Annotated in this window: 1 protein-coding gene; it reads left to right on the top strand. The window is 68.4% G+C overall.

All coding sequences use genetic code 11. The features are described from left to right. Positions 1-746: transposase (locus tag DDE18_RS22465; RefSeq protein WP_211754721.1), on the top strand; the 746-nt coding region annotated here is incomplete at its 5' end. Positions 747-865 lie beyond the last annotated feature (119 nt).

Raw genomic sequence — 865 nt, forward strand, 5'->3', positions numbered from 1 at the left:
TCGCCCTGGTCGGCACCCGGATGACCGGGCTGCGGCCGGTGGTCAACGACGAGCAACTCGCGGTGCTGCGGATCCTGGTCGACCGCCGCCGCTCCCTAGGTGAGGACCACACCCGAATGACCTCCCAGCTGCACCAACTGCTGCTGGAACTGATCCCGGGCGGGGCGAAGAGATACCTCTCGGCGGCGCAGGCCAAGAAGCTGCTGGCCACGGTCCGGCCCCGCGACGCGGCCGGCAAGACCCGGCGCCGGGTCGCCGCGGAGCTGATCAGCGACCTCGAACGGATCTACGCCCGCAAGAAGGCCGCCAACAAGGAGCTCACCGCACTGCTCGCGACCACCGGCACCAGCCTGCTGAACCTGCCCGGAATCGGTCCCACCGGCGCGGCACGGCTGCTCGTCGAGGTCGGCGACATCACCCGGTTCCCGAACAAGGCGCACTTCGCGTCCTGGAACGGCACCGCACCCATCGACGCCTCCTCCGGCGATCAGGTCCGGCACCGGCTCTCACGAGCCGGCAACCGCCAGCTCAACCGCGTCCTGCACACCATGGCCCGTGTCCAGCTGCGCAATCCCAGCGAAGGCCGCGCCTACTACGAACGCACAGAAGGCCGACGGCAAAGCACCGATGGAAGCCATGCGGTGCGTGAAACGACGCCTCTCCGACATCGTCTACCAGCAGATGCTCCGCGACGCCCTCAACGTCGACAGGACGAGCCCGGGAGGGCAACGGGGAAACGTCTCTGACTCCAGCGCGGCCGGCTCACATCCCCAAGCCGACTCTTCGGACAAGCCACTTCCCGGACCCGCCGACACCCAGCCTAGAACCTCACTCCCGGCGGCCTCTTGACATAGAGGGGAGCCAT

The sequence above is a fragment of the Nocardioides gansuensis genome, assembly GCF_003076135.1.
GTDB lineage: Bacteria > Actinomycetota > Actinomycetes > Propionibacteriales > Nocardioidaceae > Nocardioides > Nocardioides gansuensis.